Origin of the sequence: Mesorhizobium sp. M0052, from assembly GCF_040323255.1 — a bacterium.
Lineage (GTDB): Bacteria > Pseudomonadota > Alphaproteobacteria > Rhizobiales > Rhizobiaceae > Mesorhizobium.
This window is the reverse complement of record NZ_JAMYUS010000008.1, coordinates 145648-171604: the sequence shown is the minus strand read 5'-3', so window position 1 is coordinate 171604 and position 25957 is coordinate 145648. Positions and strand designations below refer to the sequence as shown.

General features: G+C 63.3%; 20 protein-coding genes. 6 read left to right on the top strand and 14 right to left on the bottom strand.

Going from position 1 to position 25957, the window contains the following annotated elements; genetic code table 11:
- Positions 1-241: 241 nt before the first annotated feature.
- The 5 genes from NKJ77_RS13210 to NKJ77_RS13190 form a co-directional block, all read right to left on the bottom strand.
- Positions 242-1621, bottom strand: a complete 1380-nt coding sequence (locus NKJ77_RS13210) for an aspartate aminotransferase family protein (protein ID WP_023670423.1) — start codon at positions 1619-1621, stop codon at positions 242-244.
- 52 nt (positions 1622-1673) lie between these two features.
- Positions 1674-1796 (bottom strand): hypothetical protein, encoded by a 123-nt coding sequence (locus tag NKJ77_RS13205; protein ID WP_023670422.1) that lies wholly within the window; start codon positions 1794-1796, stop codon positions 1674-1676.
- 32 nt (positions 1797-1828) lie between these two features.
- Positions 1829-3898: a prolyl oligopeptidase family serine peptidase gene (locus NKJ77_RS13200; protein WP_023830556.1), complete on the bottom strand. Its 2070-nt coding sequence runs from the start codon at positions 3896-3898 to the stop codon at positions 1829-1831.
- Between the two features lie 97 nt (positions 3899-3995).
- Complete coding sequence (locus tag NKJ77_RS13195; RefSeq protein ID WP_023830555.1) at positions 3996-5153, bottom strand: MFS transporter; 1158 nt, start codon at positions 5151-5153, stop codon at positions 3996-3998.
- 129 nt (positions 5154-5282) lie between these two features.
- On the bottom strand, positions 5283-6458 hold the full coding sequence (locus tag NKJ77_RS13190; RefSeq protein ID WP_023830554.1) for an MFS transporter: 1176 nt from the start codon (positions 6456-6458) through the stop codon (positions 5283-5285).
- Positions 6459-6729: 271 nt separating this feature from the next.
- Between NKJ77_RS13190 and NKJ77_RS13185 the strand changes: the two genes are divergently transcribed.
- The 4 genes from NKJ77_RS13185 (at position 6730) to NKJ77_RS13170 (ending at position 13928) form a co-directional block, all read left to right on the top strand.
- Positions 6730-8307, top strand: a complete 1578-nt coding sequence (locus NKJ77_RS13185) for a trimethylamine methyltransferase family protein (RefSeq protein ID WP_023830553.1) — start codon at positions 6730-6732, stop codon at positions 8305-8307.
- Between the two features lie 73 nt (positions 8308-8380).
- Entirely contained in the window at positions 8381-10951 is a 2571-nt protein-coding gene (locus NKJ77_RS13180) for a GcvT family protein (RefSeq protein ID WP_023830552.1), read from the top strand.
- 84 nt (positions 10952-11035) lie between these two features.
- Complete coding sequence (locus tag NKJ77_RS13175; RefSeq protein WP_023830551.1) at positions 11036-12565, top strand: ArnT family glycosyltransferase; 1530 nt, start codon at positions 11036-11038, stop codon at positions 12563-12565.
- Between the two features lie 55 nt (positions 12566-12620).
- Positions 12621-13928 (top strand): M24 family metallopeptidase, encoded by a 1308-nt coding sequence (locus NKJ77_RS13170; RefSeq protein ID WP_023830550.1) that lies wholly within the window; start codon positions 12621-12623, stop codon positions 13926-13928.
- On the opposite strand, the gene NKJ77_RS13165 is transcribed toward NKJ77_RS13170, so the two are convergent.
- Entirely contained in the window at positions 13893-14720 is an 828-nt protein-coding gene (locus tag NKJ77_RS13165; RefSeq protein ID WP_023830549.1) for a phosphate/phosphite/phosphonate ABC transporter substrate-binding protein, read from the bottom strand. The two genes, NKJ77_RS13170 and NKJ77_RS13165, sit on opposite strands and share 36 nt — an antisense overlap.
- Positions 14721-14806: 86 nt before the next feature.
- Positions 14807-15817: a fatty acid desaturase gene (locus tag NKJ77_RS13160; RefSeq protein WP_027050294.1), complete on the bottom strand. Its 1011-nt coding sequence runs from the start codon at positions 15815-15817 to the stop codon at positions 14807-14809.
- 230 nt (positions 15818-16047) lie between these two features.
- Here NKJ77_RS13160 and NKJ77_RS13155 point away from each other — a divergent pair, with 230 nt between their 5' ends.
- The gene (locus tag NKJ77_RS13155; protein ID WP_023681768.1) at positions 16048-16905 is read left to right on the top strand and encodes a helix-turn-helix domain-containing protein; all 858 of its coding nucleotides are present in this window, start codon (positions 16048-16050) and stop codon (positions 16903-16905) included.
- A gap of 114 nt (positions 16906-17019) precedes the next feature.
- Complete coding sequence (gene bmt / locus NKJ77_RS13150; protein ID WP_023830548.1) at positions 17020-18042, top strand: betaine--homocysteine S-methyltransferase; 1023 nt, start codon at positions 17020-17022, stop codon at positions 18040-18042.
- Between the two features lie 8 nt (positions 18043-18050).
- Here bmt and NKJ77_RS13145 read toward each other — a convergent pair whose 3' ends face one another.
- From NKJ77_RS13145 to NKJ77_RS13115, 7 genes are all read right to left on the bottom strand, one after another.
- Positions 18051-18317, bottom strand: a complete 267-nt coding sequence (locus NKJ77_RS13145; protein ID WP_031194729.1) for a hypothetical protein — start codon at positions 18315-18317, stop codon at positions 18051-18053.
- 240 nt (positions 18318-18557) lie between these two features.
- On the bottom strand, positions 18558-20654 hold the full coding sequence (locus NKJ77_RS13140; RefSeq protein WP_023830546.1) for a vWA domain-containing protein: 2097 nt from the start codon (positions 20652-20654) through the stop codon (positions 18558-18560).
- A gap of 2 nt (positions 20655-20656) precedes the next feature.
- Entirely contained in the window at positions 20657-21217 is a 561-nt protein-coding gene (locus NKJ77_RS13135; protein ID WP_023830545.1) for an RNA polymerase sigma factor, read from the bottom strand.
- A gap of 215 nt (positions 21218-21432) precedes the next feature.
- The gene (locus NKJ77_RS13130; protein ID WP_023830544.1) at positions 21433-22611 is read right to left on the bottom strand and encodes a BaiN/RdsA family NAD(P)/FAD-dependent oxidoreductase; all 1179 of its coding nucleotides are present in this window, start codon (positions 22609-22611) and stop codon (positions 21433-21435) included.
- 95 nt (positions 22612-22706) lie between these two features.
- Entirely contained in the window at positions 22707-23444 is a 738-nt protein-coding gene (locus tag NKJ77_RS13125) for a dienelactone hydrolase family protein (protein WP_023830543.1), read from the bottom strand.
- Positions 23445-23548: 104 nt separating this feature from the next.
- Entirely contained in the window at positions 23549-24235 is a 687-nt protein-coding gene (locus tag NKJ77_RS13120) for a hypothetical protein (protein WP_023830542.1), read from the bottom strand.
- 89 nt (positions 24236-24324) lie between these two features.
- On the bottom strand, positions 24325-25899 hold the full coding sequence (locus tag NKJ77_RS13115; protein WP_023670403.1) for a trimethylamine methyltransferase family protein: 1575 nt from the start codon (positions 25897-25899) through the stop codon (positions 24325-24327).
- Positions 25900-25957: the final 58 nt, after the last annotated feature.

Here is a 25957-nt window from a genome sequence, read left to right as displayed (position 1 = left end):
AAGTGTATTGTTGGCGAAATGCCATGCGTATCTGGCAAAGCCGCGTTCCTATGGAGCGCGGTTTTTGCGTTTTGCAGTACTATACTGCTCGGTCTGAATTATTATTCCGATTGCAGCGTTCGGAATTGCCTCATGGCCTTTATTGACCAGCACGATCGGTGCGCTGACCCCGTCGACCCTGACGATAAGCAGGCGCACAGTCCGGGCGCCCTGTTTGCAAGGCGCCCGACGCTCGTTCCATCTACTTCTTGCGCAAATCCGCTTGCGCCAGATCCAGCGCTTTGGCGATGCGATCGCAAGCCATGTCGATCGTCGCGCGGGTCCAGATCAGCGGCGGCGACAGGATCATCGTGTCGCCGGTGGCGCGCAGCATAAGGCCTTGCGCGATGGCGTGGTCGCGGACGGTGACGGCGGCACTGCCCGCCGGCAGGAACCGCTCCTTGGTCGCCTTGTCCTTGACGATCTCGATCGCGCCCATCAGCCCGATCGATCGCACCTCGCCGACCAGTTCGTGGCCGGCAATGCGCTCTTGCAGCGCCTGGGCGAAGTAAGGTCCGGTGTCGTTCCTGACCCTGTCGACCAAGCCTTCGCGCTCCATGATCTCGAGATTCTTCAGCGCCACCGCGCAGGCCACCGGGTGACCCGAATAGGTATAGCCGTGGTAGAATTCGCCGCCCTTTTCGACCAGCGTCGCCGCGATACGGTCGCCGACCAGCAGCGCCGACAGCGGCTGATAGCCCGAGGTCAGTGCCTTGGCCGTGGTGATGGTGTCAGCCTCGACGCCGAAGGTCTGCGCCGCAAACCATTCGCCGGTGCGGCCATAGCCGGTGATGACCTCGTCCAGCATCAAAAGCACATCGTATTTGCGGCAGATGCGCTGCACTTCCGGCCAATAGCTCATCGGCGGTATTTTCACCCCGCCCGCGCCCATCACCGGCTCGCCGATGAAGGCCGCCACCTTGTCGGCACCGGCTTCGAGGATGGCGTCCTCGACGGCCTTGGCCGCGCGCAGGCCGAAATCATGGTCGCTTTCGCCGGGCAGCGCCAACTCATAAGCATAGGGCATCATGACATGGACGATGTTGGGAACCGCCCCGCCGAGCTGCTTGTGCATCAAATCCATGCCGCCCAGCGACGTCCCGGCGACGGTCGAGCCGTGATAGGCCGACTTGCGCGAGATGATGCGGTTCTTCTCCGGCTTGCCTTCCAGCACCCAATAGTGGCGCACGAGCCGCAGCGCCGTGTCGTTGGCCTCCGAGCCGGAGGAGCCGTAGAAAACCTGGCTGATGCCCTTGGGCGCCAGCTCGGCCAGCTTCTTCGACAGCAGCACGGGCGTCGGCGTCGAGCATTTGAAGAAGGAATTATAGTAGGGCAATTCCTTCATCTGCGCGTAAGCGGCGTCGGCCAGCTCGTCGCGGCCATAGCCGACATTGACGCACCACAGCCCGGCCATGCCGTCGAGTATTTCGGTGCCGTCGGCATCGTAGATGAACGGGCCGTTGGCGTGGGTGATGATGCGCGAGCCGGTCTCGCGCAATTCCTTGTGGTCGGTGAAGGGATGCAGATGATGCGCGGCGTCAATCTGCTGAAGCTGCTTCAGCGAATAGTTCTGGTAAGTCATGGGTTTGCTCTTTCCTCTGGAATCAAACCGGCAAGCTGCCGGGGCGACTTCGTCAGAGGACGGCGGGCGGCGAATAGCCGATGCGAGCGCACAGCCTGAGCAGTTCGGCGCGCAGCGTGCGCGGCGACGGTGTCACCGCGACCCCGAAGGCGCCGGATGTGCTCATGTAGACCATGGCGGCAGTCTATGCCGCCCGAGGCCCGAAATTCAAGCGGTGCCGCTCAATACCCTTTGCAGGAACACGTATTTCATGGCGGTTTGCGCCGCTTGCGGCCGGCGGTCGCCGCGCCCGCCATGGCCGCCTTCCGTCTCCTCGAAGAACAACGTCTTGCCGTGACCTGCTTCCTGCAGCTTTGCGGCCATCTTGCGGGCATGGCCGGGATGGACGCGGTCGTCGGCGGTCGATGTCGTGAGCAGCACCGGGGGATAGTCGGCATCGGCCGAGACATGATGGTACGGCGAATAGGCGGCGAGCCACTTGGCCTCTTCCGGTTTTGCCGGATCGCCATATTCGCCGATCCACGAGGCGCCTGGCGGCAGTTCGGTGTAGCGCAGCATGTCGAGCAGCGGCACCTCGATGATGACGGCGCCGAACAGTTCGGGATGCTGCGTCAGGGAAACGCCGGTAAGCAGGCCGCCATTCGAGCCGCCCTGGATGCCGAGGGAAGCAGCGGTGGCGATGCCGCGCCTGACGACGTCCTGCGCCACCGCGGCGAAATCGTCGAAGGCAGTCTGGCGATTGCCCTTCAGCGCCGCCTGATGCCAGGCCGGCCCAAACTCACCGCCGCCGCGAATGCAGGCCTGCACATAGGCATTGCCCTTCTCCAGCCACAGCCTGCCGCGCACGCCGGCATAGCCGGGCAGCAGCGGTATTTCGAAGCCGCCATAACCATAGAGAAGCGCCGGTACCGGACCCTTCTGGTCGCGCCGCCTGACGACGAAATACGGGATCATGGTGCCGTCCTTCGAGCGCGCCTCGAACTGTTCCGAGACCAGCGGCGCGGCGTCGAACCGCGCCGGCTGCGATTTCACGGTGGCCAGCGTCACCCCGTCATCGTCCGACCAGATGATCGAACTCGGCGTCAGGAAATCGGTGAAGGAGAAGGAGACGCTGGAACCGAAATGCTCGGCATGCGCGATGCCGACATTGCCGTTCTCGGGCAGCGCCACCGGCTTCAGCGACCAGCGGTCGCCGCTGCGCTCGGCGACAACGACCTTGCCGCGCACATTGTCCATCAGATTGATGAACAGCCGGTCCTGAGTGCGGGCAATGCCGGCGACCGAAACACGGTGCGCCGGCTGAAGCATGGTTTCGACAGGACCCAGTTCGCCGGTGTCGATCCAGCGTTCGAAATCCAGGGAATAGAGGCCGTCCGGCAGGCATTCGGTGCCATCCGGCGCCGTCCACGGGCTGCGCACGCCGAACACAAACCGACCCTTGAACAGGGTGCTGTCGGTGACATCGTCCGGCAACGGGATGCGGCGGTTTTCGCCCGACGGCAGGCGCAGAAAACTGTGCGAGGAGAAGAAGGCGATCGTGCGGGCCAGAAACAAATACTGCCTGTCGCCATCATGCTCGACCCCCGCGCCGGCCGCGAGATCCTGCTTCTCGGCCTCGAAGATCGGCGTCGCCTCCTCCAACCGGGTGCCGCGCTTCCACAGCTTGACGACGCGCGGATAACCGGACTGGGTCTTGTCGTCTTCATCGAAGGCAGCCGAGACAATGACCGTGTCCTTGTCCAGCCAGGAAAAGCCGGATTTCGAGGCGGGAGCGCGGAAGCCGCCCTCGATGAATGATTTGGTCTCGATGTCGAATTCGCGCATCTCGCTGGCATCGCCGCCATCCGGCGACATCGCCACCAGGCAAAGGTTGAAATCGGGGTAAAGGCGGCTGGCGCCGCTGAACACCCACTTCACCCCCTCCTTGGCCGACAGCACGTCGAAGTCGATGATCGTCTCCCACACAGGCTTCTCGGTCTTGTAGGAAGCAACCGTCGTGCGGCGCCAGAGGCCGAGCACATTGGTCTTGTCCTGCCAGAAATTATAGACTTGACCGTTGAGCGCGGCACCGACCGCAATGTTGTCCTCGGCCGTCATCAGGTCGAGCGCCGTCTCGAACGCCGCCTGGTAGGACGGATCGCCCTGCAGTTCGGCCATGGTGATCTCGTTCCGGCGATGCACCCAGTCGAGCGATTCCTTGCTGGTCCGGTCCTCCAACCAGAGGAACTTGTCCTCCGCGGTGGCATCCGTCTGGCGTTTTGTCGTCGATTGGGTCACGCATGGTCTCCAGGCTAGTGGCGGGCAGCCCTGCCTACATCGCGTTGCAAGCGGTTTTATTCAAGATGGTACGTCAGGTCATCGGGGGAATGCGGCCTCAAACCATCCGCCGGCGCAGGACCGTGGCCACAGCCAGTGCCAGACAAATCGTGCCCAGCGTGATCGGCAGGCCGGAGGCGCCGATCACATCCATGACGCCACCCGCCAGCGACGGCACCACGATGCCGCCGATGCCCCACATCAGGGAGAAGGCGGCATTGCCGGCGACCAGCGCCGAGCCGGTAAAGCGCTCGCCGAGTTCGATGATCGACATGGTGTAGATGCCATAGGAGACCGCGCCCCAGATAAAGACGCAAGGCCAGATCAACGGCGTCTCGATCAGCAGCGGCAGCAGCACGCAGCCCAGCACCGTCACCACGACGCAGACGAATCGCACCAGCCGCGCCGTCAGCCGTTCCGCCAGCAAGCCGAGCGGCACCTGCATGGCGATATTGCCTGCGATCATCACCGACAGCAGCGCCGACATGCGCGCTTCCGCGATGCCATAATGCGTGCCGTAGACCGGCAGCAGCGCCAGCACGCCCTGTTCGAAACCGGCGGCAACGACCACCGCCGACAGCAGTAGCCATGCCAGGGGCATGAAGCCCATGACCGAAACCCTGTGCCCGGCTTCGTCGACCTTCGGCAGTCGCGGCAGCACCAGCCCCAGGCAGGCGCCGCAGAAGATGAAGGCGGCGATCCCCACCAGGAATGGCGGCCATCCCACGGTGCCGACAGCGAGCAGGCAGAGCGGCCCGGCAGCGAAGCCGGCCGAGATGATGGTTGAATAGACACCCATGACGCGACCGCGGCGCGATGGCGGCGCCAGTGCAATGACCCAGATTTCGCTCAAGACATAGAGTGGATTGGTCACCACCCCGATCAAGAAGCGCAGCGGAAACCAGAGATAGACATTCTGCGTCCAGCCGATCAGCGCAAGCACAATAGCCGAAAGCGCCGCGCAGGTAAGCGCGGTGCGCCCTGCCCCGAACCGGCGCGCCAGTGCCGGGATCAGCGGCGACGAGACAATGAAGCCGATCGGCGTCATTGCCGCCGAGAGCCCGATGATGGCCGGCGAAACGCCTTGGCGTTGCAGGATGAAGCTCAGCAGCGGATAGGACAGGCCTTGCGCGATGGCGAACACCGAGACGGTCGCGATCACGCCGCTGATCGCCGCCCACTGCATCTTCTCGTTGTCAGCTTCCGCCAGGTTCATCATTGGCACCTAAACCAGGTTCAGGACTAGCTTTTCTGTCCGACGCGGGTAAGCCCCGCCCCGCGAAAAACCGTTTGCTCCAGACAAGGCCTGTCATGAGTTTGGGCCTGTCAGGAGCTTTTGGGCCTGTCAGGAGTTTTGGCGCTTGAACGATCGATAGAGCGCGAAGCTCACCAGCAGCGCGTCGAGGCCGGCGATCACCACCGGCAGACCGAGCGGACCGATGGTCTGCATCAAGGCACCGGCGCCAGGCGGGCCGACAATGCCGCCGGCGCCCCACATCAATGCGAAGGCGGCGTTGCCGGCGACCAGCACGGTTCCCCTGAAGCGGCTGCCGAGCTCCACCAGCGCCATGGTGTAGACGCCATAGCCGACCGCGCCCATGACGAGAAGGACGAGCCAGATCGCCGGCGTCGTGATCAGGAACGGCAGCAAAACCGCGCAGGCCGTTGTCGCCAACGCACAGAAGATGATCATCGCCCGCCCGCCGAAACGCTCGGCCAGCAGGCCGAGCGGGATTTGCAGGAAGATGTTTCCCAGCGACAGTGCCATCACCAGGGCCGCCAGCGTCCTTTCGGGCAAGCCATAGGCAGCACCGAAGACCGGCATCAAAGCGTAGGTGCCCTGCTGGACCGCCGCTGAAACCAGCACGGCAAACAACAGCGCCGGCGCCAGCCTGGCGAAACCGAAAAAGCCGCCGGGCAATTGGCCGTCATCCTCGAAGCCGGCGAGGCTTGACGAAAGAGCACGAAGGATCGCGGCGCACAGGATGAAGCCGGCCATGCCGACCAGGAAAGGAACCCAGCCCGATATCCCTACCGCGGTCAGGACCAAAGGCCCCGCAGCATAGCCAGCGCCCAGCACGGTGTTGAATGCCCCCATCACTCTGCCGCGGCGCGACGGCGGCGCCAGCGACAGCGCCCATACTTCGCCCAGTATATAGAGCGGGTTGATGACGATACCGATGGTGAAGCGGATGACGAACCAGCCCACCCAGTCCTGCAGGTAGCCGATGCCGAGGAAGCACAGCGCCCCAATCAATGAGCAACCCACAGCCAGGTTGCGCGCGCCGACCAGCCGAATGGCTGCCGGCACGAACGAGGCCGAAAGGATCAGACCAAGCGGCATCATCGCTGCCGACAAGCCGATCAGCGCCGGCGACATGCCTTGCTTCTGCATCAGCAGCGTAAACAGCGGCGAGCTCAGCCCTTGCGCCGCACCGAACATCGCGAGGGCGGCAGTTACGCCGGCAAGCGCCGCCCATTGCGTCCCCGCTTCGCCATCGCTCGAACCGGTCGCAGCCATGATGCCTTCCACATGAATTGCCGGCCCATCCAGCGGCAAACCATTGAGCTAGCGGTTCGATTTAGGGAAAGGAAGGGCCGCGCCTGAAATCCCCTTGCGCCAAGAGCCGCAGTGGGCGCGTCCTGTCCGCCAATCCCCGGCAAGGTTGTCAGCTATCGGACTGCCGTTCGGGCATGTCGCTTCCCTCGTCCTAGTGGTCGCCGCCTCCGCAATGGCCGGACAGCCGCCGGTCCATTATGCCGCCCGCTACCAGCATCGTACGAGGACCATCATGACCGCCGCCCTGCATCCAGCCGAACCGCCTTTGGCAGCCGACCGTGCCCGTCGCGGTGGCCGTGCGGGCAAGCGCGCCGGCGGCTCGGCCGCCTTCGAACAGCCGGCTTTTCGACAACTGAGAAATCCGCTGACGCCGACCAAGCTGATCTCGGACGACGAGCTGGAATCGATCCACCTCGCCTCGCTGCGCGTCTTGAGGGAAATAGGCGTCGACGTGCTGCATGACGAAGCGCGCCGCATCATGAAGGAAAATGGCGCTGATGTCCGCGAGGGCAGCGAGCGCGTGCGCTTCGACAGCGACATGATCCTCGATCTCATCTCCAACTGCCCGTCGGAATTCACGCTCCATGCCCGCAACCCGGCGCACAATGTGCGCTTCGGCGGCAACAATGTGATCCTGTCGATGATGGCGTCGGCACCGAACTGCTCCGACCTCGATCGCGGCCGCCGTCCGGGCAACCAGCAGGACTACCGCAACTTCCTGCGCCTGGCGCAGATGCACAACATCCTGAACTGCACCGGCGGTTATCCGGTCGAGCCGACCGACATCCATCCTTCCGTGCGCCACCTCGAATGCATCCGCGACCTCGCCACGCTGACCGACAAGGTGTTCCACATCTATTCGCTCGGCAAGGAGCGCAATGTCGACGGCATCGAGATCGCCAGGATCGCCCGCGGCATCAGCCATGAGCAGATGCTCGAAGAGCCGTCCGTCTTCACCATCATCAACACCAATTCGCCGCTGAAACTGGATGTGCCGATGATGGAAGGCATCATCCAGATGTCGAGCAAGGGTCAGGTCGTCGTCATCACGCCCTTCACCCTGTCCGGCGCGATGGCGCCGGTGACCATCGCCGGTGCGCTGGTGCAGCAAAATGCCGAGGCGCTGTCCGGCATCGCCTTTGCCCAGATGGTGAGAAAGGGCGCGCCGGTTGGCTATGGCGGCTTCACCTCGAATGTCGACATGAAGTCAGGCTCGCCGGCCTTCGGCACGCCTGAATATATGAAGGCGCAGCTTGTCGGCGGCCAGCTTGCCCGCCGTTACAAGATCCCCTACCGCACCTCCAATACCTGCGCCGCCAACACGGTCGACGCGCAGGCAGCCTATGAAAGCGTGTTCTCGCTGTGGGGCGCCATCCAGGGCGGCGGCAATCTGATGATGCACGGCGCCGGCTGGCTCGAAGGTGGCCTGCGCTGTTCCTACGAGAAGACCATCCTGGACATCGACCTGTTGCAGATGGTGGCCGAGTTCCTCACCCCGCTCGACCTGTCCGACGAAGCGCTCGGCTTCGACGCCATCCAGTCGGTCGGCCCCGGCGGCCATTTCTTCGGCACCCAGCACACGCAGGACCGCTACAAGACAGCCTTCTACTCGCCCATCCTCTCCGACTGGCGCAATTTCGAGACCTGGGCCGAAGCCGGATCGCCGACCGCGCTGGAAAAGGCCAACAAGGTCTGGAAGGAGCGGCTGGCATCCTACGAGGAACCTTATATGGACCCGGCGATCCGCGAAGAGCTCAACGACTTCGTCGAAAAGCGCACGGCCGAAGGCGGCGCGCCGACCGATTTTTGATCGGCAAGCAACTGGCGGCATCCTGCCAACCGACACACCTGATTCAATTTACGCAAAAACGGACCTATCTCTCATGAAATCTCATGTAAAAGCGGTTGTCATTGGCGGCGGCGTCGTTGGCTGCTCGGTGCTCTATCACCTGGCCAAGGCCGGCTGGACCGACATCATGCTGATCGAGCGTTCCGAGCTCACCTCCGGCTCGTCCTGGCACGCAGCCGGCGGCTTCCACACGCTGAACGGCGATCCCAACGTCGCCAAGCTGCAGGCCTATACGGTGCAGCTCTACAAGGAGATCGAGGAAATCTCCGGCCAGTCCTGCTCGCTGCATCTGACCGGCGGCGTGATGATGGCCGATACGCCCGAGCGCATGGATTTTCTGCGCCTGGCCCACGCCAAGGGCCGCTATCTCGGCATGGACACCGAGCTGATCACGCCCTCCGAAGCCAAGGCGATGTTCCCGCTGATGGACGAGACCAATTTCGTCGGCGCCATGTGGGATCCGGTCGAAGGCCATCTCGATCCCTCCGGCACGACGATCGCCTACTCCAAGGCGGCCAAGAAGCTGGGCGCCGAGATCGTGCTGCGCAACCGCGTCGTCGAACTGACGCAGGAAGTTGACGGCACCTGGAACGTCGTCACCGAACAGGGCACCGTCCACGCCGAGCATGTCGTCAACTGCGGCGGCCTGTGGGCGCGCGAGATCGGCCGCATGGTCGGCGTCGAACTGCCGGTGCTGGCCATGGAGCACATGTACCTGCTCACCGAGCCGATGCCCGAGGTCGAAGAGTTCAACAAATCGACCGGCCGCGAGATGATCGGCGTGCTCGACTTCAAGGGCGAGATCTACACCCGACAAGAGCGCAACGGCATCCTGCTCGGCACCTATGAAAAGGCCTGCAAGCCATGGTCGCCGGTCAACACGCCGTGGGATTTCGGCCATGAACTGCTGCCGCCCGACCTCGACCGCATCGCGCCGTCGCTGGAGATCGGCTTCAAGCATTTCCCCGGCATCGAGAAAGCCGGCATCAAGCAGATCATCAACGGCCCCTTCACCTTCGCGCTCGACGGAAATCCGCTGGTCGGGCCGGTGCAGGGTCTGACCAATTTCTGGTGCGCCTGCGCCGTCATGGCCGGCTTCAGCCAGGGCGGCGGCGTCGGCCTCGCGCTGTCCAACTGGATGGTGCATGGCGATCCCGGCTTCGACGTCTGGGGCATGGATGTCGCCCGCTTCGGCGAGTGGGCCGGCCTGCGCTACACCAACGCAAAGGTGCGCGAAAACTATTCGCGCCGCTTCTCCATCCGCTTCCCCAATGAAGAGCTGCCGGCTGCGCGTCCGGCGCAGACGACGCCGCTCTATGACACGATGCTCGCCAACAACGCCGTCATGGGCGATAGCTGGGGCCTGGAGACCCCGCTGTGGTTCGCGCCGAAGGGCAAGGAGCCGAAGGACGTCGTCTCCTTCCACCGCTCAAACGATTTCGGTCCTATCGGCGAGGAAGTGCGCGCCACGCGCGAACGCGTCGGCGTCACCGAAATCGCCAACTTCGCCAAATACGAAGTGTCGGGACCTGCGGCTGAGGATTTCCTCAACCGGCTGATGACCAACCGCATGCCGAAGATCGGCCGCATCGTGCTGACGCCGATGATCAACGAGTTCGGCAAGCTGATCGGCGACTTCACCATCGCCAAGGCAGGCGACGACAGATTTATGATCTGGGGCTCGTCCGCCGCGCAGAAATACCACATGCGCTGGTTCGAGAAGCACCTGCCGAAGGATGGTTCGGTGCGCATCCACCGCTTCGATCAGACGCTCGTCGGCCTGTCGATCGCCGGGCCGAAATCGCGCGACCTCTTGCAGAAGCTGGTCGATGTCGACATCTCGACCAAGGCGTTTCGCTTCATGGATTTCCGCGAAATGGCGGTCGGCGGCGCGCCCTGCATGGTCAACCGCATCACCTATACCGGCGATCTCGGCTATGAAATCTGGATGGCGCCGGCCTATGAGCGCCTGGTCTACAAGGCGATCAAGGACGCCGGCGAGGAGTTCGGCCTCGTCGATTTCGGCATGCGCGCTTTGCTCTCCATGCGCCTGGAGAAGAACTTCCCGACCTGGTACCGCGAGCTGCGCCCGATCTACGGGCCGTTCGAAGGCGCGATGGACCGCTTCATCAAGCTGGAGAAGAACGACTTCATCGGCCGCGAGGCCGCCGCCAAGGAACAGGCGGAAGGGCCGAAACTGCGCCGCGTTTCCTTTATCGTCGATGCGGCCGACGCCGATGTCATGGGCGACGAGCCGATCTGGGCCAAGGTCGGCAAGGACTATGGCACGGTGGAAAAGCCGCATGGCTATGGCGCGCCACGCTTCGATACGGCAGGCAAGGAAGTGCGTGGCTCAAAGGCTGCCGAAGGCGCTTCCGCCGTGCGCGGCATCGTCGACGGCGACTGGCGCGTGGTCGGCTGGGTCACCTCGGGCGGTTATGCGCACTATGTGCAGAAGTCGATGGCGCAGGGCTATGTGCCGGCGGCACTCGCCGAGGACGAAAGTGCCGGACTGTTCGAGATCGAGATCCTCGGCCACCGGCGTCCGGCGCGTATCAATGTCGAGGCGCCCTTCGACCCCAGCGGCGAGAAGATGCGGACCTGAAAAGGCGACAGGGAGCGTGAGATCGTGTAAGGGGCCTTCGGAAGTTGGCCGCAGGCATTTTCCCCCGATGAGAAGACGATTCCCTTGCGCTATCTAGAGAAATGGACGGACTGGCTCTGCAACGGCAAGGTCGGTCCCTTCAACGCCGCCCTCTTCTGTCTCGCGCCCTACTGCCTGGTCCAGATCGTGGTGATGACGCTGTCGTCCCATATCGTCGGAACCGGCGTCGGCGTCGACGATTCCGAACAGCTGATGTACATGCGCTATTTCTGGGCCGGCTATGGCGGGTCGCAGCCACCGCTTTACACATGGCTTGCCCGCCTGGTCGCCTCCGTGGTCGGAACGAATATCCTCGCGCTCAAGATCGTTAAGTACGTCCTGATCGGACTAGCGCTGGCATCGGTTTTCGCCGCTGTCCGCCGTCTCGGCTATTCGAGCCGAGCCGGCGCCGCCGCTATGTTCGGCCTGCTTTTGTTTCCGCAGATGGTGTGGGAGATGCAGCACGCCCTCACCCACTCGATCGCCGCTTTCTGTTTTTCAGTGGTGCTGTTTCTTGCGCTCGTTGAACTGGTGCAGCGGCGTTCGCTGGCCACCTATGTGCTGTTTGGCGTGGCGATGGCCGCCGCCATCCTGTCGAAATACAACAACGCGATCTTTCTCGGCGCGCTGATGCTGTCCACCCTGTCGCTGCGCGAAACGCGCGGCGTCATGCTCAACCGCCGGTTTTCGATCAGCCTTGTCGTGGCGGTGCTGCTTTGCCTGCCGACGCTCTACTGGAACCTGACCTACACCGACCAGTTGCTGTCGCACAGCGGCGGCTTCGGCATGGGCAGAGGAGAAAGCGCCATACAAACCGCATTCTACGGAATGCGCGGACTGGGCAAGGCTATCCTGTATTTCGCCGTGTTGCCGGCCGGCATATTCGTCGCGGCTTTGCTCATCGCATGGAAAAAGCCGGCGCCCGCGCTGCAACCGGCGCCATGGACCGAGAAACTGGTGTGGCGCACCATCGCTTTTGCCCTGGCGATGACCATCGTGCTCGTCCTGGCGAGCGGGACGACGCAATTTCGCGATCGCTGGATGCTTCCCATCCTTGTGTTGCTGCCGGTCGCGCTGGCCTTGCGGATGGATGCCAGAGGCGACAAGGGAAGGAAGGTGCAGGACGTCGTCGTCTTTGTCGGCGCAACGCTTGCCATCCTCGTGCTGCCGGTGACCTGGTACACGCACCTCAATGGCGGCGACAGCCGCGGCAGCATCGTGCGTGTCGACTACCAGTCGCTCTATGGCCAGCTGACGGCAAACGGTCCGGTTCGCACGGCGATATCGAGCTGGCACTGGGTGGGAAATCTGCGTCTTGTCGATCCCGATCTGGTCGTGCTCGACGACGAGATGCCGGACTTCGGCCATTTGCTGATCGAGCCGGCGGTGCTCGTGATGGCCAATGACAAGGAACCTCCCGAGGGCATCCTGCGGGCCTTGAGCGAGGCCGGCTATGTCGCTGACGGCTCGCCGCAGCAGTTGGTCGTTCCGATGCTGTTCGACAGCGAGCCGCCCACCCGCACGCTGACGGTCACGCGGCTGAAGAAAGCGGCCGCGGGCGCAGCGCCACAGTAAGTCGGCAGGGAGGCGTCGGGTGGAGAAACAAGGGTTCGGTCGTCATCGCAAGATCATGCCGTTCGAGCCCGGCTCGGTCGAAGCCTTGCGCGAAACATCGCGCCAGAAGGCGGCGTCGCTGAACCAGCATGTGCTGGGCTATGGCGCGCTGGCTGAAGCCGAATGGCAAGCGGCAGGCATCGCCGCGCCCGATCTTGCCGCGATGCGCAAATACCGGCTCGAGCGCCTCCGCGCCGAACTGAGGCGCCGAAACTACGCCGGCGCGCTGCTCTACGACCCCGTCAACATCCGCTACGCCACCGATTCGACCAACATGCAGCTGTGGGTCGCGCACAATCCGACCCGCCACTGCTTCGTCGCCACTGAGGGACCCGTGGTGCTGTTCGACTATTTCTCTTGCGAGCATCTGTCCGATCATTCCGGCGTCGTCGACGAGGTGCGGCCGGCAGTGTCGTGGATGTATCTCTATGGCGGCGAGCTGACCGAGCACAAAGTCCGCCGATGGGCGGCCGGCATCGCCGATCTGGTCAAGGAGCATGGCGGCGGCAACAGCCGCATTGCGGTCGACCACATCAACCCGGAAGGCGTCGAGGAACTCGCCCGCCTCGGCATTTCGATCGGCAATGGCGAAGCGGTGATGGAAAATGCGCGGCTGATCAAATCGCCGGACGAGATCCTCGCCATGCGCCGCGCAATCGTCGCTTGCGAAGCGGCGATGGGTGAAATGGAGAAGGCGCTAACGCCGGGCATTTCCGAAAACGAATTGTGGGCCGAACTCCACCGCGGCAACATTGCGCGCGGCGGCGAATGGATCGAAACCCGGCTGCTTGCCTCGGGACCGCGCACCAATCCGTGGTTCCAGGAATGCTCATCGCGGGTGATCGAAGCAGGCGACCTCGTCGCCTTCGACACCGACCTGATCGGCCCCTACGGCTTCTGCGCCGATCTCTCACGCACCTGGCTTTGCGGCGATGCGAGACCATCGAACGAGCAACGGGACCTCTTCCACATCGCCGCCGACCAGATCGCCCACAACACGCAATTGATGCAGCCCGGCATATCCTTCCGCGACCTGGTCGAACGCTCGGTGGTGCCGCCGGGAGATTGCTTCCCGGCGCGCTACGGCGTGCTCTATCACGGCGTCGGCCTCGCCGACGAGTATCCAACCCTGCCGCATGCAAGCGACTGGACGCCGGACACGCCCGACGGCGTGCTGGAGCCGGGAATGGTCCTGTGCGTGGAAAGCTATATCGGCCGTCTCGGCGGCCATGAGGGCGTCAAGATCGAGGAACAGATCCTGATCACCGAGACCGGTAACGAGCAGCTTTCAACCTACAAGCTGGATGCGAGGCTGCTCGGCTGATCCGGCAAGCGCCTCGCGCAGAGCCTTGAGCGTCCTTTCCGGCGTCGTCCTGGCGGTGATGTAGGGCAGGCCTTTGCGCCTTGCCGTCCAGCCGACGACCTTCACGGCGTTTGCCGCAGGTTCGAAACGCTGCGCCAGCGCCCAGCTCTCACAGTCGATGGCAGCTATATCCGCCTTGCCCTCGGCGACCGCGACGATCGAGCCGCGATGGCCACCGCTTTCGCTGCGCGAGGAAAAGATATCCAGGCTTTCGCCGGCGGCCTGCAGATCGCGCGTCAGCGCGATGATGCCCGACATCGAATCGAGGCTGTTGTAGGTAAAACGCTTGCCACGCATCAGATCGAGCGGCAGCAAGGCTTTGCCATCCGCGGGCGAGCGAACTTCCGATCCCTCGCCTGTGCGCATCACCAGCGCGCTGGAATAGAGTTCGCCCTGGCCGCCTTCGTAAGCGTCGTAGCTCGGCTGGCCGACCACCTGCACATGCTTGTTCAGGCCGAGTTCCATCGGCCCCCAGCAGGTCTGCGCGAACAGCAGCGCCGGATGCAGCCAAAGCTGGTGATGGTCGAGTTCGTTCGGCGGCAGTGTCGCCGGATCGGGCGCGATTAGCTTGCCCTCGGCGTCCCGGATACCGCCCGGCACCGGCGGCAGGTCGCCACTGCGGCGCACGATTGTCTGCGGCGCATCGATGCCCTTGTGCCGAAAAGCCTCGCGCAACGCTGCCCATTGCGCGTCGACCTCGCCGCGCACTTCGGGCCAGTCGTACATCGGCAATGCCGCAATCAATTCACTCATGCCGACACTCAATCATCATGGCTCGGGAAAGGATCGCAAAAACGCGGCGTTCAATCAGAATTGGCCGACACCGGGATGTCCGGGGATTATTCCTTCGGCGGCTCGGCCGGAACCGGCGCGCTGCCAAGCCCGCTGATGCTGCGCGCCCTGATGCGCGGCTTGAACGCCCTGCCCGGCTCGGGCTGGCGGCGCAGCACCGGGTGCACGATCGGCTCCTTGGCCTTGAATGCGTAGGCCTTGATCAGTGCGAAATAGTTCGGATAGGCGTAGCCATTGTTCATCCGCAGCCACTCGTCGCGGCGGTCGGCAAACAGTTTTGGAAGCCTGTACCAGGCAACGGTCGGGGTCTTGTGGTGAACGAAGTGCAGATTGTTGTTGAGGAACAGGAACGACAGCGGCGAGCGCTCGATGATCACCGTGCGTCCTTCAGGGTGCTCGCACCACTGATGTTCGGCGAAAGTCCGGACCGCGATCAGCGACTGGCCGAGCCAGACCGGCACCAGAATGTAGAGCCATACGGGAATGCCGAAGCCGAACTGCACGATCGGCACTACGATGGCGAGGCCGATCGCATGCAGCAGCCATGCCTTGCCGATCACCTTGTCGCCGGCAATCACATGCCTGGCGTCGTCGACGAAGAAACCGATGCAGGACAGCCAAGGGCCGAGGAAGAAACGGCCGGCCATGGTGTTGTTTATCTTGAGCAGGAATTTCATCGTCGGCGGCAGATCGTCATGCATCCACAGCGCCTGGTAATAGCTCTCGGGATCGTCGAGCGGATCGGTCAGGCGCTCGTCGGCGTGGTGGCGCAAATGAAGCGTCTTGAAGCGACGGAACGGCCAGACCAGGCCGATCGGCAGGAAGACGAAGGCTTCGTTGATGAGCGCGCTGCGCGTCGGATGGCCATGCAGCACTTCGTGCATGATCGACGACTGCAAGGCCAGGATGAAGCCGAGGAGAAGAAGTGCCAGGATCGGATAAGAGGGCCAGAGCAGGAGCCCGGCAGCGAGCCACATTCCGTAACAGAAGAAAGCGAGAACCACGGTCGGCCACTCGATGGCTGCTGCGTTGCGTCGCTTGATGCTCTTGCCTGTCATGCTATCGACCACTGTCCCTCAGCCGCCGAAACCCCAATTGGTTCCTGACAACATAGTGTCAGGAGAAGCGATTCCACTCAACGAGACAAAGTGTACAAAATGTTGCATTTGCGCATTTTTGACCGCAGATGTTACACATTGTAAACAACCCTAGGGATTCATTTACGCCTGGAGTGCTGATTCGACGGCTATGGCGCAAATTTTTCCTAAGTGAGCGCGGAGAACGAACAGTGGACAAACGGGACCTGTCGGCAATCTTTCGGGAGCGTCTGAAGCTGCTCCTGACACGGTCCGACCTCAACCAGTCGGCCTTCGCGTCAGCAGTCGGCATCGATCGGTCGGCGCTGTCGCAACTGATGTCCGGCGCCTCGACGCGCCTGCCGCGCGCCGAAACGCTGCTCAACATCGCCGCCGAATTCAAGATCTCGCTGGACTGGCTCCTCGGCCTCTCCCAGGACGAAGGCGTCACCGGCGAAATCCGCGAAAGCCTGGAGATCGAAGAGGCGCCCGACGGCTTCGACCGCACGCTGCTCGCCAAATGGTTCGCCGAGGCCGCAGGCACCAAGATCCGCTATGTGCCGGCCGGCATTCCCGACCTCCTGCGCACACGCCAGCTGGTCGACTACGAAGCCAACATCACCAACCGCAGCCGCCTCGCTCAGGCGAGCGAGACGCAGTACCGCATCGAGTACAACCGGCGCCCTGAGACCGACATGGAGGTCTGCATGCCGCGCCACACGCTGGAGATTTTCGCCCGCGGCCTGGGCGTCTGGGACCGCTTTCCCGAGGCTGACCGCCGGCAGCAGCTTGCCCATATGGCGACGCTGCTTGACGATCTCTACCCCACCTTCCGCCTGTTCCTCTATGACGGCCGCATGCGCTATTCCATCCCGCTGACCATCTTCGGCCCTTATCGCGCCGCCATATATGTCGGCGACATGTATGTCGTGCTGAACGCCACCCAGCCGGTCCAAGCGCTGACCCAGCATTTCGACAATCTGATCCGCGCCGCCGACATCAACCCGCATGAGGCCGCCGCCTACGCGCGCAATCTGGCCGGCGCGTCATTTCCATCGGGTTCTGCCTGATCCCCAACGCCCCGGAAAGGTGCGCCGCCCGGCAATTGCCGGTCGCAAACACATTGACTGGACATAAAGACTTCTTTATATCCTTATTCCATTCAAATACTGAAAGTCGATCCGATGACCGCGAACAATCCCATCGATGCTCTGCTGGCCGAAAAGGGCGTGCTGCTCGCCGATGGCGCCACCGGCACCAATCTGTTCGCCATGGGTCTGGAGGCCGGCGAAGCGCCGGAGTTGCTGAACGAGGCAGCGCCCGACACCATCACCAGCCTGCACCAGAATTTCGTCGACGCCGGCGCCGATATCATCCTCACCAACTCGTTCGGCGGCACCCGCCACCGGCTGAAGCTGCATCATGCGCAGGACCGCGTGCATGCGCTGAACAAGCGCGCCGCCGAGATTGCCCGCGCGGTCGCCGACAAGGCCGACAGGAAAGTCATCGTCGCCGGCTCGGTCGGTCCGACCGGCGAGTTGCTGGTGCCGCTCGGCGCCATGACCTATGACGAAGCAGTCGAGGCTTTTGCCGAGCAGATCGAGGGTCTCAAGGAAGGCGGCGCCGAAGTCGCCTGGATCGAGACCATGTCTGCGCCGGACGAAATCCGCGCCGCGGCGGAGGCCGCCATCCGCGTCGGCCTGCCCTACACCTATACCGGTTCGTTCGACACTGCCGGCCGCACCATGATGGGCCTGCTGCCCAGGGATATCCACGGCGTCGTCGACGGACTTTCAGAGACACCGCTCGGTGTCGGCGCCAATTGCGGTGTCGGCGCCTCCGACATCCTGGCCTCGCTGCTCGACATGACCGAGGCGAAGCCGGAAGCGACGGTGATCGTCAAGGGCAATTGCGGCATTCCCGAATTTCGTGGCACCGAGATCCATTATTCCGGCACGCCGGAGCTGATGGCCGACTATGTCCGGCTGGCGGTGGATGGCGGCGCGAAGATCATCGGCGGCTGCTGCGGCACCTCGTTCCAGCACCTTGCCGCCATGCGCAAGGCGCTCGACGCGCACACCAAATCCGAACGCCCGACCGTCGCGGGGATCGTCGAGCGCATCGGTCCGATGCGCAACAAGGTGGCAACGGAAAACACCGCCGAGACCAGCGAAGCCCGCCGCGAACGCCGCCGCAGCCGCGCCTGATATCGAACTTATTCGCTGTTTTCAGCGTAACGCGATAGCGCCGTCTTGAAATCCGGGGCGGTGCCGTTGGCGTTGCCGCTCATCGTCACCAGGTCACCCGACGACTGCGGATTGCCGATCTGCTCCAGCATGACGCGAAAGCGGTCATTGGTCAGCGCCGACTTTGCGGTATTCCGGGCTGCGTCGACGTCATCCATGATGCGCCTGGATTCTGGCGACAGCGTTCCCGACGCCTGCGTGTGTCTCACCGCCGGAGTCGTGTTTCCAATGTTCATGATCTGCAATTCCCGGCTCCCCAAGCCCAGTCCCGACCCCGTGCAATAATAGCAGGGCATTGCGATGACGTTCCGGAAAAGCCGCGCAATTTAACTATCAGGCGGATCATCTGTGCGCTTCGGATCAATCGATCCGAAAAAAGGCCGGCAGGGTTTCCCCCGCCGGCCTGCCTCACCCGCCCGTAGCCGGTTCCCCGTATCAGAACGACCCCCGTCTGAAAGGAACCGGCGTTATTGCCACTACCGGTTACCGCCCAGCGCCGAGGCAAGGCGCACAAGCGAAAGGAACTCGGACCTGTACCCAAACGGGTCGGCTCCTCGGGCGGCGGTGGCAATCTCCATGATCTTGTCGTAGCCGAACTTCGCGGTCGCATCCTCGTCGCGCAGCTTCTGGCCGAAGGCGGCGACAGCGACGGAGAAACGCTGGTCGGTGCTGGCCTGGTCGAAGGACGCGACCTCGTTGGCCGAGGTCACCGGCGTGGTGATCAGCTTCGAGACGTCTTCGTTCGGCAGCTTGTAGCGGATTTTCACAAAGGCATATTCGTCGGCATTGGCGACGCCGCCATTGTTGACCGTTGCCTGGCCGTAGCGCAGCGGATCCATCTGCTCGCCGCCGCTGCCCTTCGGCGTGATCTCGTAGATGGCGGTCACCGAATGACCGGAGCCGATATCGCCGGCATCGACGCGGTCATTGTTGAAGTCCTCGCGGTTCAAGGCGCGGGTTTCATAGCCGATCAGCCGGTACTCCGAGACCTTGTCCGGATTGAACTCGACCTGGATCTTGACGTCCTTGGCGATGGTGAACAGCGTCGAGGAGGCATCCTCGACCAGAACCTTCTCGGCCTCGGCCAGCGTGTCGATATAGGCGGCGGTGCCGTTGCCGTTCTGGGCGATGGTCTGCATCATCTGGTCGTTCAGATTGCCGCGGCCGAAGCCGAATACCGACAGGAACACGCCGGTCTTGCGCTCCTGCTCGATCAGCCGCTTCAGATCGTCGTCATCGGTCTGGCCGACATTGAAGTCGCCGTCCGTGGCCAGCATCACACGGTTGATGCCGTCCTTGACGAAGGACTGCTGGGCAAGCCTGTAGGCTTCCTTGATGCCCGCCTCGCCGGCCGTCGAGCCGCCGGGCGACAGATTGTCGATGGCGTTGAGGATCTTGTCCTTCTCGGTAACCTTGGTCGGCATCAGCACGGTGCCGGCGTCACCGGCATAGGTGACGATCGAGATGGTGTCGTCCGCCTTGAGCTTGCTGACCAGCAGCCGGAAAGCCGACTTGAGCAGCGGCAGCTTGTCAGGCTCGTCCATCGAACCCGAGACGTCGATCAGGAACACCAGATTGGCCTTGGGCTGCTCGACCGGCTTGATGTCGAAGCCCTTGATGGCGACGTGCATCAGCTTGGTGTGCCCGTTCCACGGCGTCGGCATGACGCTGACGGTCGAGTTGAACGGCGTCGAAGCCGAGTCCGGACCCTTCCAGTCATAGGGGAAGTAATTGACCATCTCCTCGACGCGGACCGTATCGGCCTGCGGCAGGTAGCCCTGCTTCAGCGAGCCGCGGACGAAGGAATAGGAAGCCGTGTCGACGTCGATCGAGAAGGTCGAGACCGGATCCTGAAGGGCTGCATGCACCGGATTGGTCTTGAAATCCTCGACGCGGTCGCGGTTTGGCTCCTGCGGCGCAATCTGGTCGGCCGGCATCGTCGAAGGCTGTGCCAAGTACTTGGATTCGGTCGCGCCGGCCATGCGGTCGACCCGCGCGCCGCCGGCCGGGGCAGCGGTGCCGTCAAGCGAAAACTCGCGGCTCTCAACTGGCGCAGGCTCGGCCAACACGCCGCGCCCCAGCGCATCCTGCTGCGCCGGGGCGACAGCAACGGTCGATTCGGGCTTCGGCGGCGCGGGTGGCGTAAGCGGCGTAGTGGTGTCGCGGCTTCGCACATCGGCGTCGGCCTTCTTGTCGCCTTCAGGCGCCTGCTTTTCTTTTACCGGCGCGTTGATCGCCGGCTTGTCGGCCAGCGTTTCGGTGATCTTCTCGTCGCCGCCGAACGGCAACGGCTGTTCCCTCAGTATGTGGAAGGTGGCGTATCCGGCGATCGGCAGGGCGACGAGCCCGGCAATGGCTGGCGTGGCGATGAGTTTCTTTTGCATGATCTCGCTCCAGAGCTTTTGTGCTCGCTCTGTGAGACGAAGCCCGCCGACCGATCCTTGGGTGACGGCAGAAATATTTTCCTGATCATAGGCGCTCATGGCGGCTTCGAAGGCGCGTGCCTTCGCGCTTTCGCCCGGCGCCGGTACTGCTGCGTCGCGCAGCCTGTTGAGTTCGTTGTCGTCGACCATGGTCACACTTCCCCGGCTGAACGAATCAACGTCTTCAGCCGTTTCTTCGCTTCATGGATGTGCCAGGAAACCGTCGTCTCCGAGATTGCCATCGCCTCGGCGGCGGCCGCATGGCTCAAACCTTCGCCATAGACCAGAAGTACTGCATCGCGCTGCTTGTCCGGCAATTGCCGCACCGCTGCCCAGAGCGCCTCAGTGGGATCTTCAGGTTCGGCCGGGGCCTCTCCCGATATCATGCTGTAGGCGCCGAAAGCCTCGCTCTTGACGTTTTCGCGCGTGGTCTTGCGCATCATGTCGCGCGCCGCGTTCAACGTCACGGAATAGAGCCATGTCGTGAACGCGCCGCCGCCGCGGTAGTCGCGGATCGCCTTGCCGAGACGGACACAGACCTCCTGGGCGATGTCTTCGGCATCGGCCTTCTTTCCGCACCAGCGATAGGCGGCGCGATAGACGAAGTCGTAGTGCCGCTCCAGCAATTTGCCGAAGGCGCCCCTGTCTCCGCCCTTCGCCCGCCCGATCAATTCGGCGTCGGAGGCTTCGCTTTCATCCAGCATCATCGCCATCATTTGCCTGTTGGACGAAGGCTAATGGCCAATCCTTGGGGTTATGGAAAGATTTTTTTCCGAGGCGACGGATGCACGCGCAACAGGTGCGCTGAGATTCAGGTCAGGCCGAGCCGAAAACGATGGATTTCGAGAACCGGAGCGGAGCGTACTTTTGGTACGCGAGCACCGGAAGCACAGAAAGCCGTCGTTTGCAGGCCGGCCTCACCTGAATATCAGCACACCTGGCCCGAGGCCCAGCCGGACGACCAAGCCCACTGAAAATTATAGCCGCCCAGCCAGCCCGTGACATCGACGACTTCGCCGATGAAAAACAGCCCCGGCACGGATTTCGCCTGCATCGTCTTCTGATCGAGCCCGTTGGTATCGACACCGCCAAGCGTCACTTCCGCCGTGCGGTAGCCCTCGGAGCCGGCCGGCTTGATGCGCCAGTCGTTGACGGCGGCTTCGACGGTTTTCATTTGCAGGTCTGTCAAATCGGCGAGATTGCCATCGATCCCGCTACGCTCGGCGACCGCTTGCGCAAGGCGCTTCGGCAAATGGTTTGCCAGCACCGTCTGCACCGCTTGCCTGCCGTTGACGCGCCGGGCGGCGCGAAGCAGTTCCGCCACATCCATCCCCGGCAGCATGGCGATGCGGATCTCGTCGCCCTCGCGCCAGTAGGACGATATTTGCAGGATGGATGGCCCGCTCAAGCCGCGATGCGTAAACAGCATCGCTTCTGAAAACCGCGTCTTGCCGCAGGCGACTTCGGCATCGACGGCATTGCCGGCCAAGGGCGCCAGCCGCTCCAGCGTTCTTGCGTCGAAGGTAAGCGGCACCAGCGCCGGCCGTGTTTCCACCACCGCAAGGCCGAATTGCGCAGCAAGCTCGTAGCCGAAACCGGACGCGCCCATTTTGGGGATCGACTTGCCCCCGCAAGCCACGACCAGCGAATTGCAGGCGACGCTGCGAGTGGAGAGCGTCAGCACAAAACCGTCCGCGGCCTTGCTGACGTTCCTCACCTCGGTCGACAGCGCAAGTTCCACGCCCCCATCCTGCATTTCGGAGACCAGCATGTCGATGATCAGCCGCGCCGAGCCATCGCAAAACAGCTGTCCCAGCGTCTTCTCGTGATAGGCGACGCCGTGGCGTTCGACGAGCCCGATGAAATCGCGCTGCGTGTAGCGGCTGAGCGCCGAAATGCAGAAATGCGGATTGCCCGAGATGAAATTCTTCGGGCTCGCATGGATGTTGGTGAAGTTGCAGCGGCCGCCGCCGGAGATGCGGATCTTCTCGCCGGGCTTTGTCGCGTGATCGAGCACCAGGACCGAGCGGCCGCGCTTGCCCGCCTCGATGGCGCACATCATTCCGGCCGCACCGGCGCCGATCACCACGACATCATAGGATTGCATCAGGCTGTTCGTTCCCGCTCGACTGGCGCTGTTTTAACAGGCCGCGCCAATCGTGCAGTCTCTACCCGTTCGTTGCGACTTCAGGCAACGCCTCGTTAGATCAGCGTCTCGGCGAACAGCGTCGTCAGTCGCTTCCAATGACGTTCGGCGCCGGCCGCGTTGAAGACGCTGTGGTCCGACACGCACCAGCCATGCGCCATGCCGGCATAGTTTTCGATGGCGTGGTCGACCTCCGCCACGCGCAGCGCCTCGACCAGCCGCGCCGACTGCTCCGGCGGAAAGCTGCGGTCGACGCCCGATGTCCCGGCATAGACGCGCGCCTTGATCATTGCGGCCTTGCGGTGCGGGCTGTCGGCGGCATCGCTGGCCAGATTGCCGCCATGGAAGCTCGCCGCTGCCACGATGCGATCGGGATAGGTTGCAGCCGCATTCAAAGCCCGCGCCCCGCCCATGCAGTAACCGACGACACCGACCGGTCCGGTGACACCTTCAGCGGTAAGCGTGTCGAGGAACGCCCTGCTGTCGCGGATGGTCATGTCCTGTGTCGTGCCGTGGACCAACGCCGTCAGCGCGACCTTGGTCTCCTCCACGACGAAAGCGGTCTTGGGCTCGAACGGCCCGTAAGGTGCTTTGCGATAGAAAAGATCCGGCACCAGCACCGCATAGCCCTCGCCTGCCAGCCGCTCCGCCATTGCGTCGAGCGCCGGTCGCGGACCGAAGGCGTCCATATAGAGAATGACACCGGCCCTGGACGGGGAAGCGGTCGCCGAACGGAACAGCCCCACTTTCGCTACGCCGTCCTCGGTTTTTATCTCAATGTCCTGCTTCGCCATGGCGCGCCCGGTTGATTGTCGTGTGATACATATAAGCAGGCATTGTCAGGGCAAGCCGTTCCCTGACAATCCCGTTCAACACTTTGTGCGGGCTTTCGACCCGGCTACAGGCCGGCAAACGCCGTCATGTGAAAGGCCTGAACCTCAGGCGGATAGCGATGGGCCGTGCCATACGGACAGGCGTTGCGGTCGAGGCAGCCGCCGCCGCGGCATGGTTCGCCCTTCGATCCCCGCACATGCGCCAGGCAAGCCTGATGAGCGAAACCATCCGCGGAATAGGCATCGACCGGACAGGATTTCAGGCAAGGTTTTGCGACACAGGCGTCGCAAAGGTGAATCGCTTCGCGACGTTCAGGAAGCGCGATCTCATCCTCGAACAGCAACGCGCCGCGATAGGCATGCCAGAGCCCGTACTGCGGATGCATCAGGATGCCCAGCGGCGACGGTCTCAGCCCCTCCGCTCGCATCGCCCATTGCTGGAACGGCAGATAAGGTCTGTCCGAAGGCGAAACGGCGCGCGCGCCGAATTTCTCCGCCACCGCACCGATCACTTCGCGCGACCATGTGTCGAGCGGATTAGCAATGGTTTGCGGTTGCCGGTCGCGCCAGCGCAGGAAATGCGGCCAGGGTGCCGCTCCCGCCTGCCCGACCAACAGCACGGATTTGGCGGGGGCAACTGAAGGGCCATGCGGCGGCGTTTCGCTTGTTGCGAAATTGAAGCCACCGCGCAGGATGAGGCCGTCAGCGGAAAGCGCGGCCGCTATCTCGTCAGCCCGGCGCCGCGCAATCATCCCTTCTTGTCCGGGTCGGAGAAAGCGCTCCGCCAGACTTCCTTGTGGATGATGTTGGCGACTTTAGCCCCGCCTGACTCGGGCTCCTTTCAGGTGAAGGCGTCAGCCATCGACGCCTTCTTCGTCGCGATGTAGTCCTTCAGCCCGTCGTCGATGCCCGGATCGAGATACGGCGCCTCATAGGTCTCCAGCCAGCGGCGGGCGAGTTCGTTGGCGCGCTGCGGCGCTGTCTTCTCGCCCTCGGCCAGCCATTGCTCGTAGGAATTGTTGTCGGCGATGCTGGAGCGGTAGAAGGCGGTCTGGAAATTGGCCTGGGTGTGGTCGCAGCCGAGATAGTGGCTGCCCGGGCCGACCTGGCGGATGGCGTCCATCGCCTGGCCGTTTTCCGAGAGGTCGACGCCTTCGGAAAACTTTTGCGTCATGCCGAGCTGGTCGATGTCCATCATGAATTTTTCGTAGCAGGACGCCAGTCCGCCTTCGAGCCAGCCGGCCGAATGCAGGACGAAATTGGTGCCGGCAAGAATGGTCGAGTTGAGCGTGTTGGCGCTCTCATAGGCGGCCTGCGCATCCGGAACCTTGGAGGCGCAGAGCGAGCCGCCGGTGCGGAACGGCAGGCCGAGGCGGCGTGCAAGCTGTGCGGCGCCGTAGGAAACCAGCGACGGCTCCGGCGTGCCAAAGGTCGGCGCACCAGACTGCATGGAGATCGACGAGGCGAAGGTGCCGAACAGCACCGGCGCGCCGGGACGGATCAACTGCGTGAAAGAGGCGCCGGCCAGCACCTCTGCCAGAACCTGCGTCAGCGTGCCGGCAACGGTCACCGGGCTCATCGCGCCGGCTAGGATGAACGGCGTGACGATGCAAGCCTGGTTGTGGCGCGAATAGACTTTCAGCGCGCCCAGCATGGTTTCGTCGAACACCATCGGCGAATTGGCGTTGATCAGGCTGGTCAGCACGGTGTTGTTTTCGACGAAATCGTCGCCGAACACGATCTTGGCCATGGCGACGGTGTCTTCGGCCCGCTCCGGCGCCGTCACCGAACCCATGAACGGTTTGTCCGAATATTTGATGTGGCTGTAGATCATGTCGAGGTGGCGTTTGTTGACCGGCACATCGACCGGCTCGCACACCGTGCCGCCCGAATGGTGGATCGACGGCGCCATATAGGCGAGCTTCACGAAATTCCGGAAATCCTCGATCGTCGCGTAGCGCCTGACACCGTCGAGATCGCGCACGAAGGGCGGACCATAGACCGGCGCGAAGACCGTGGCGTTGCCGCCGATCTGCACCGAACGCTCGGCGTTGCGCGCATGCTGGGTGTAGATGGGCGGCGCGGTCTTCAGCAGCGAGCGGCAGAGGCCCTTGGGAAAATGCACGCGCTCGCCCTTGACGTCGGCGCCCGCCTCTTTCCAAAGCTGCAGCGCCTCGGCGTCGTCGCGAAAGATGATGCCGATCTCTTCCAGCACCGTATCGGTGTTGTTTTCGATAATCGCCAGGCCTTCCTCGTTGAGGACCTCATAGATGTTGATCTTGCGCTTGATATAGGTGAGCTGGGTGCCCGGTCCGCCGCCCGAGCGCGCCGCCCGCCTTGCAGCCGCACCGCCGCTGGCAGCACGTCCACGTCGCGCATTGGACGCTTCCTGGTCGACTGACGCGTTTTCACTCATGATCGTTTTTTCCCTAAAAACCGTTTGCGGCCGCGTATGGCGGCTTCTCGCCCGGATC